At 39.7% G+C, this 3,942-nt stretch carries 3 protein-coding genes; 2 read left to right on the plus strand and 1 reads right to left on the minus strand.

Translation table 11 applies throughout. From position 1 onward, the window contains the following. Nucleotides 1-42: 42 nt before the first annotated feature. On the minus strand, nt 43-1,905 hold the full coding sequence (locus QNK26_RS02165) for a putative bifunctional diguanylate cyclase/phosphodiesterase (RefSeq protein ID WP_319220621.1): 1,863 nt from the start codon (nt 1,903-1,905) through the stop codon (nt 43-45). 233 nt (nt 1,906-2,138) lie between these two features. On the opposite strand from QNK26_RS02165, the gene hpf reads away from it, so the two are divergent. Further along, complete coding sequence (gene hpf, locus QNK26_RS02170; protein ID WP_319220622.1) at nt 2,139-2,525, plus strand: ribosome hibernation-promoting factor, HPF/YfiA family; 387 nt, start codon at nt 2,139-2,141, stop codon at nt 2,523-2,525. A 216-nt stretch (nt 2,526-2,741) separates the two neighbouring features. Beyond that, nucleotides 2,742-3,908, plus strand: coding sequence for a prephenate dehydratase (pheA, locus tag QNK26_RS02175; protein ID WP_319220623.1), 1,167 nt, complete (start codon nt 2,742-2,744; stop codon nt 3,906-3,908). Nucleotides 3,909-3,942: the final 34 nt, after the last annotated feature.

Raw genomic sequence — 3,942 nt, forward strand, 5'->3', positions numbered from 1 at the left:
TACATTCGGGTTATAACTAACAAAATGCTGAATAACGCCAAACTATCCTTGTAGGCGTTTAACATACAGCGCTAAAAGTTCAGCCGTTAATGGCTTACTGGCATAAAAACCTTGGTAAAAACTGCATTGCTGACGTTGTAAGAACTCTAACTGCTGGCGGCTTTCAACCCCTTCGGCAGTAACATTAAAGTCCATGTGTTTGGCCATCGCCAGCACCGCTTCAACAATCGCCATATCTGATACGTTGTAAGGTATATCTTGAATAAATGAACGATCAATTTTCAGCTCACTCGCTGGTAAGCGTTTTAAATAACTTAATGATGAATAACCCGCGCCAAAATCATCAACCGCAAAGCTCACACCAATATATTTTAACTCGGTCATTTTACGGATCGCATCTTCAGCATGCTCAATGACCACAGATTCGGTTATCTCTAGATTTAATTGCATCGGATCCATGCCCGTTTCATTTAATACCATAAGTACCGAATCAACAAAGTTTTGGTCATGAAACTGTCGAGTACTGACATTCACCGATAATTGCGGCACAGCGATACCGTCAGATTGCCACTCTACAAATTGGCGACACGCCGCTTGTAGCACCCATATGCCAATATCAATAATAAGATCGGTTTCTTCCGCAATAGGAATAAATTCATCAGGAGAAATCAGTTTTTTACCACCTAAATGCCAACGCACTAAGGCTTCAACCCCGATAATTTCGCCACTTTGCACCATGTGCTGAGGCTGGTAATGCAGAAACAATTCATTGTTAGCAATCGCACTTTTCAAACAATTGTAAATATGTAAACGTTTATCCGCCTTACGCTGCATTTTCACATCAAAAAAAGATACTTTTTTGCGGCCATTCGACTTTGCATGATACATAGCCGTATCCGCTTGTTTTAATAAATCATCCGCTCGCTGATCTTTACTTGGAAACAAGGTAATACCGATACTAGCACCAATATACAAAGCCTGACCTTTGTATAAATAAGGCTCAGAGATACGCTCAATTAATTGCTCTGCCAATAAATTGGCGTGCTGCTCTGCATGCATCGGGTTTTCAGATAAATCATACAATAAAACCACAAATTCATCCCCACCAAGGCGAGCAATGAAATCTTCTTGGCGTGGTATTTCTTGTAATCGTTTCGCAACCTCAACCAATATGCCATCACCAACCGCATGCCCCAATGAATCATTAATTGCCTTAAAAAAATCCAGATCAATAAATAATATCGCTCCGATCACCTGATTATTTTTGGCTAACTCGAATTGCGCTTCAATTGTTTGATTGAGTAAACGACGATTCGCAAGACCTGTTAACGAATCAAAAAATGCCAAACGGTAATAGTCACCTTGCGATTGATTAGCTGTCGCCATCGATAACTCACAGCGTAGTTCATTACCCATCAAACGTAGATTACGCTGGATCAGAGTCGCGATAGAGCGGCAAAAAGCTCGTAATGTGATCGAGTGTGCATCTATATCGACTAACCCGTTAAAATTAATCCCCCCGATGCAATCATCACCTTTAAACAAGGGCAGCACCAGTTTTACGATTGATGCCCCCTCAAAGCTATCACTCTTTTGAACGAGTTCACTGCGTAATTGTAACTGCGTTAATTCTGCAGGGCTAAAGACATCTACCGGCTCGATGCTGGTAAGGTATTGCGGTAATAAGGGGATGAGGTCGGCAATATGATCCGTAAATAAATGGATATTTATATCGACAAGGTTTAATGCGTTTATTGTGGTTTCAATCAGTCTATCGAAAAATAAAATAAATTCGTCGCGACTACACCAATCTATGACAGTCAACTGTAATAATACATGATCAAGGTGTGCAGAATAAGCAACAAGAGCATCATCTGACGTGGTTATATTACATTTATTGGGCATATTATCAGTATCAGTACTTATTTGATTTTATCGGTTATATGACTAGGCATAATGCCTAAGCAGAAGGTAGAAGACAATAAATTTAGCATAAACACCTATAATTGATTAGTTGGTCACACTTTTTATGCATTTTAAAAACTAAATTACCAAACGTGATCTAAATCACTTTTTTTTAAGCTGAAAGTCGTATTCTGAAGTTGAACCAATTAAGGGTAATCCACAAGGAGATGTCTATGACATTTGAAATAACCAGTAAAGAAATCAAAGTTACGGCTCCTATGCACGAAAAGCTTGCGATTAAATATGCGAAGTTAGAACGCTTTAATATTCCCATGATTAATCCGCACGTAACGATTACGAAAGACAAGAATAACGTTAAAAAAATTGAGGCTAGCATTCATCTTCCACAAGGCCAGTTACTTGCAGTTTCTGAAGGAGAAGATCTTTACGCTGCTATTACGATTTTAGGCCAAAAGCTAGAGCGTCAATTAAACAAGTACAGCGATAAGCACTCTGCGCATAAAAGCGGTAAAGAACAGTGTCGCGCAGGTGTAATTAGTGGTGAAGAGCTACCTGTTGAAAAGATTGCTGATGACGAGTTAGAACTCGCAGAGTACTAATCAAAAACACTAAAAATTTCTGATTCCTTTATTAATACAGGAACAATAAATAAGCGCAGCATAGGACTGCGCTTTTTTTATTTCTGCAGTTTGCCCCTGACAACTTGACTTTGCCCCGCGAGATAAATAAATTAAACAATCAATTATAAATAAATGTGCACCACTAGGCATATATAACCACATAACCTTACAGCGTACGCACAAGGATCCTATTTCATGGCAGACCTCAACGATATTAGAACTCGCATTACCACGCTTGATAGCAACTTATTACAATTATTATCCGAACGCAGAGAATTGGCCATCGAAGTGGCAAAGAGCAAGCAATCGACGAGTAAACCAGTACGCGATCAAGATCGTGAACAACAGTTATTAGTACGTCTCATTAATCAAGGCCGTGAGCGTGGTCTTGATAGCAACTACATCATGAATATTTACCATACTATTCTTGAAGATTCAGTATTATTACAGCAAGCATTTTTACAACAAATTAAAAACCCCAATGCCGCGGTACAAGTTGCTCGCGTTGCGTTCTTGGGAGATAAAGGCTCATACTCTAACCTTGCCTGTAAGAAGTATTTTGCCCGTCAGGATGATAGTTTAGTGGAATTAGGCTTCCCAACATTCCAACAGATCATTCAGGCGGTCGAAAAAGGCCAGGCTGATTATGGCATGCTACCAATTGAGAATACCTCTTCTGGCAGTATTAATGATGTTTACGACCTACTACAGCACACCAGCTTATCGATAGTCGGAGAGTTAACCCAGCCAATTGAACACAGTTTAATCACGACCTGTGATACTGACTTATCAAAAATTGAAACGATCTACGCACACCCCCAACCATTTGCACAATGTTCACTGTTTTTAAGTGCACATCCACACATTAAAATTGAGTTTGTGGATAGTTCTTCAGCAGCAATGGCAAAAGTAAAAGAATTAGATAGCGATAAAATAGCCGCAATTGGCAGCATTACCGGTGGTGAATTATATGGATTAAAACCAATTCGTACTGGTTTAGCAAATCAAACCGAAAACTATAGCCGCTTTATTGTGGTTGCACGGAAACCGGTTGATGTAGCCGTGCAAATCCCCGCTAAAACCACTTTTATTATGTCGACTGGCCAACAGGCTGGTTGTTTGGTTGAAGCGCTATTAGTCTTACGCGAACAAGGCGTTAATATGACTAAATTAGAATCCCGTCCCATTCAAGGTAACCCTTGGGAAGAAATGTTCTATATTGATGTCGCGGCTAATTTACAATCAGAAAACATGCAAACAGTGATCAAGCAGTTGACTCGTATTACCAACCAGCTCAAAGTATTAGGTTGTTACCCAAGTGAAGATGTAGCAGCAACCAATGTACCTGAAGATCTACTATAAGTGGATATAGCTGGCCTATCTCTCTAATCAAATA

The organism is Moritella sp. (genome assembly GCF_033791185.1).
Lineage (GTDB): Bacteria > Pseudomonadota > Gammaproteobacteria > Enterobacterales > Moritellaceae > Moritella.

Coding starts and splice junctions, on each gene's coding strand:
- hpf (WP_319220622.1), top strand. CDS start 2,139: ATGACATTTGAAATAACCAGTAAAGAAATCAAAGTTACGGCTCCTATG.
- QNK26_RS02165 (WP_319220621.1), bottom strand. CDS start 1,905: ATGCCCAATAAATGTAATATAACCACGTCAGATGATGCTCTTGTTGCT.
- pheA (WP_319220623.1), top strand. CDS start 2,742: ATGGCAGACCTCAACGATATTAGAACTCGCATTACCACGCTTGATAGC.